Source organism: Zavarzinella formosa DSM 19928, assembly GCF_000255705.1.
GTDB classification, from domain to species: Bacteria; Planctomycetota; Planctomycetia; order Gemmatales; family Gemmataceae; genus Zavarzinella; species Zavarzinella formosa.
In genome coordinates this window covers 88,780-92,807 of record NZ_JH636454.1, presented here as the reverse complement: position 1 = coordinate 92,807, position 4,028 = coordinate 88,780, and the positions used below count along the sequence as shown (strand labels likewise).

The window sequence follows — 4,028 nt, the reverse complement described above, 5'->3', positions numbered from 1 at the left end:
GGCGAGCATGTTCACGTCAATGGAGCCGGAGACGGTCTGATAGGCGGCGGGCAGGATGCGGTGTTTGCCCTTCACATACGGCTTGTAACCGGCGCAGGCCGAGAGCAATTCGGTCATGTTGTCACTGAGGACATTGGCGGTGTCGAGGACGCCGTTGGAACTGTAGCGGGTCGTCACGGTCCCGTCTTTTAGAGTGACCGTTTCGTCGCAGATGTTGGCGCCGGAGATGAAATAAACGTCGTCGATCTTGGACTCGTCGCAGTCATAGCCCATGTCCGAGGTCAGGTAATCCCGCACACAGAGGGCGGCGTTGTCACTCCAGACGGTGAGGGTGGTCCGGGGATCGTAAATCTTCTTGCCCCGCACCACGGCGGCGACGTTGGGGGCGTCGAAGGGGAAGGCGTCGGGGTTCCATTCCAGGCGGCAGTAAATGTAGGCGAGCCCCTGAAGGCGGTGGTCGCTGGTCCAGTTCGGCAGTTCGTTCACCAAAAACGGATCGGCCAGTTGATCGGTGGTCCCGACATGGGTCTTGATGCGGACGTAACTGCGCAGGGTCGTGGTGGTGACGGTCGTGCTTTTGACGGAGATGCCGGCCGAGGAGGGGCTGGTGTCGGGTCCGTCGCTTGGATAAGTAAACGTGGTCGAAGAGGTGACGGTGATCGTCTGCGTGCCGTTGAGGGCGGCGATGTTCACCTCGTTGATCTCGACACGGTCGCCGGTGGCGAATCCGTGGGCCGAGGAGGTGGTGACCGTGACCGTGCCGTTGACCCGCCGAATCAGACGGTTCGTCGTCGTGACGCTCGTGCTGGCCGAGGTGGTGTCGGAGCGTCCGTAGGGGGCGTTGGTGGCGAAGCCGTTGGAATCGAGCGTCAGGGCCACGTCGTTCAAATAAATCGTCTCGAAGGCGTCCACCTCATGACCGGCGACGGGGATGACCATATGCAGGAAGGTGTTCTTGCCGGTGATGACGTTGCCCGAGGAATCGGGTCCGGTGTCGCCGGTCTCCGCGTAGAAGGGGCCGGAGACCTTCGCCCGTCCGTAGACGATCTTGTGCGACTCCACGGAGGAGCGGAGCATCAGGTCACGTCCGGCGTCGGCGAGGGAGGAGGCCTTGGGTTTCTTGGAGACCGCCCGGCCGCCGATCTGGTTGATGGCCGTGGAGACGACGAACCCGGCGATGGAGCCGAGGATGCCGCCGATGGCGGTGCTGGCGGCGGCGCCCGCGACGGCGGCGATGAGGGGGATGGCCGGAGGCATCAGACCCCCCAGGCTTTGGAGCAGGCCAGTGTGTCGACCAAGGTATGACCCTTGAAGGTCAGGAAATGGCTTTTGACCCCGTTGCCGATGCCGAGACAGCCGTCCACGGGATGCAGGACGAGGTCGCCGCGTCTCGCCAGCGTCACGGGAATGACGGGAAGGGCCGCGTCGGCGATGTCAGCGACGGATTGAAAGCCCCGTTTGCGCATCAGCGTCGCGGCTCCCCGTTCGGTTTTGTATTTGCCAATCCAGTCGGAGAGAAAGTCCTCGCCGGTGCAACTTCGCACCCAAGTCGCGGCCCATAGGGCGCAATCGGTCCGGCCCCATTCAAACGTCAAATCCTTCGACGTGTTCAAATACGAGGCCAGCCGCCCCTCCCACCCTTCGATCCTCACCCCCGCCCCCAGTTGAGCTGCTTCTCGGCCATCTGCTCCATGTATTCGAGTCCCTTGTCGCCGGGGTATCTCAATTGCTGGTCGGCGTTGTTGAAGCGACGGACGTTGGGCGTGTCCCAGCGGGCCTCTTCGTTCTCCACCCGCAGGGTGATGGTGGCGTTCTGGTCGCGGGTGATCGTGGAGTTGTCAATCAGCCCGCCGTAGAGGTATTCGGGTGTGTCCACGAGCTGAAAGGTAACGAGATTGAGAAAGCCGATGTAAACCGTGGCTTCCCGCCCCTGGTAATATTCCCCCAGCAGAATGGAGATCAGCGCCTCGTCGATGCCCGACAGGGTGAGATCCACGGGGTTGCGTCCGAGTTCGGTGTCTTCGCGGACCAGGCCGATCTCCCCGAACTGCCCCATGCCCAGATAGGTGTCGCCGCCCCAGGTGATGTCCCCCGTGCGCGAATGGACCAGAATGTCGCCGGAGTCGAGTTCCAACTTGACGAAGATGACCGGGCAGATGCAATCGGCCTCCATCGCCGCGAGATTGTTCACGGAAACGCCGCGGCTCACGCAAACACCTCCACGGCCGAGAAGGTGATCTCATTGTAAATGCCATTGGCGTCGGTTTCCCACATCGCCTGGCTGTCGTCGGTGAGAACCATCAGGCAGGTTGGGTTGATGACGGTCACGGGGGCGTTGTCGGCCGGTGAGGAGCGCAAGGCGGGCTTGAAGGAGACGGTCACCTCGCCCGAACCGTTGGTGCTGGCGTCGGCGGTCACCATCTTGAGTTCGCCGTTGACGGAAAAATAATCCCCGGTCTTGATCCAGCCGGTGACGTTGGCGGAACAGCCGTCGATCACGAGCGTGCTGCCGTTCTGATTGGTTCCCTTGACCAGCGGCGACCCGGTCAACACGCCCCGCCCGGTCCTGCCGTCGGGATCGTAGCCGTAAAAGGTGTTGGCCTGCCCCTCCAGCAGCAGAAAGAAGGCCTGCCAGTCGGCGGCGGCCGCCCGGTTCATTTTGGGCAGGGTGACGGTGAGCATCCAGCACGCCGGGCCGAAGATCGCCCGCTGGGCCGACCCCTTAGATTGCGGCGGCCGGAACACGGCGGTGTCGGTCTCCAGGCCGAAGCGGGAGGAGCGGAAGCCGTTGGAGGGCATGGAGATGGTCATGATCGGCGGTTCACGCTGCGGGACTCTCCGCCGCCCCGTTCAATGGCCTCAAAAACGGCCTGTTTGGATTGGGACACCATGACCGGCATGAGAGTGGCGAGTTCCTGCCGGGTCACGCCGGACTGAAAGACGTTGGTGATGTTCACGGTGGGGGACGAGCCGCCGAGGGCGTTGTTGGGGATGATCGTTCCGGCGGTCTTGGGGACGAAGATTTCGGGGCCGCGCTCGCCGACGATGGACGGGACGCCCACGGGCGGCGAGCCGCCGTCCGCGAAGCCGAGCATGGAGCCGATGCTTGAGAAGATGCCGCCCCCGGATGAGCTGAATGTCTTGTCAAACAGTTCGCTGACACTGCTTGATAAAGGGTCGATGATATTCTTGCGGGCGATGTTTTTGGCGATCCCCTCCAATACGGAGGAAGCCCCGGCGCCGAAGTTCTTGAAATCGAACATGGCCGATTCCAAGGCGTCGCCGAAACTGTCCTTGATGAGCTTGGCGCTGATGACCCCCTGTTCCCCGACATTCTTCATCGATTCCTTCAGGTCATAATTGGAGACGGCCAGGTCGCGCACCTGGGCGATCTGCTCTTCCGTGAGGAGCGTCCCCTCCTTCATCGCGGCGTTCTGGGCCTCGTTGACGGCCTGCTGGCCCGCCCGGTCGCGTTCATTCATGCCGAGCAGGTCATGCTCGGTGCGGAGTTTGTCAAGGTAGTCGTCAAGGGAGTTGCTGATCGTGTCGTAATCCTGGGCCTCTTTCGGCTTGGAGCCTCCGCTTGAGGGAGGTGTCAGATCGCTGTTGTTTCCGTGCGGGTCGCCGGTCTTCTTTTTGGCCGCGTCAACCTTGTCCTGATAAGCCTGCACGTCTAGTTGCCCCTGAAGCGCGGCGATCTGGTCGCGCAGGAGCGCCTGCGGGGTCTTGGGGGCCGGAACTCCGGGAGGGAGGTTGTCAAAAACAGGCTCGTCGGCGGGAAGGGAAGCAAGGGCCTTCTGCTTCGCCGCGATCTCGATGTTTAATTCCTTCGCGCTGAGTTCGCGGGCCACGCCGTAAAGCCGCTCAACGGCGTCAATGGAGGCGGAAACCGCGTCAAGGAATCCGTCCCGGATGCGCAGGCCCACGCGAACCATGGCGTCGCCCATATCGTCAAGGTTGGCCACCGTGTTGTCACTGAGCGCCTTTTTGAGATTCTGAAGGTTGCCGTTCGCCTCCCGGAGCGCGGG

At 62.6% G+C, this 4,028-nt stretch carries 3 protein-coding genes and 2 pseudogenes; all 5 read right to left on the bottom strand.

The window, feature by feature from the left end:
* Nucleotides 1-1,257: pseudogene (locus tag BGIM_RS65410) on the bottom strand (ubiquitin-activating E1 FCCH domain-containing protein); the annotation flags it as partial.
* Nucleotides 1,257-1,652, bottom strand: a complete 396-nt coding sequence (locus BGIM_RS56210; protein ID WP_020476268.1) for a DUF6950 family protein — start codon at nt 1,650-1,652, stop codon at nt 1,257-1,259. The pseudogene BGIM_RS65410 and the gene BGIM_RS56210, both read right to left, overlap by 1 nt.
* Nucleotides 1,649-2,209, bottom strand: coding sequence for a hypothetical protein (locus tag BGIM_RS0145730; RefSeq protein ID WP_020476267.1), 561 nt, complete (start codon nt 2,207-2,209; stop codon nt 1,649-1,651). The genes BGIM_RS56210 and BGIM_RS0145730 overlap by 4 nt, the downstream gene beginning before the upstream one ends.
* Nucleotides 2,206-2,811: a hypothetical protein gene (locus BGIM_RS56205; protein ID WP_020476266.1), complete on the bottom strand. Its 606-nt coding sequence runs from the start codon at nt 2,809-2,811 to the stop codon at nt 2,206-2,208. Before BGIM_RS56205 ends, BGIM_RS0145730 begins: the two co-directional genes overlap by 4 nt.
* Nucleotides 2,808-4,028 (bottom strand): annotated as a pseudogene (locus tag BGIM_RS59560) (hypothetical protein); the annotation flags it as partial. The gene BGIM_RS56205 and the pseudogene BGIM_RS59560, both read right to left, overlap by 4 nt.

Bases quoted from the DNA above. Each gene is read 5' to 3' on its own strand.
- BGIM_RS56205 (WP_020476266.1), bottom strand. From the start codon at position 2,811: ATGACCATCTCCATGCCCTCCAACGGCTTCCGCTCCTCCCGCTTCGGC.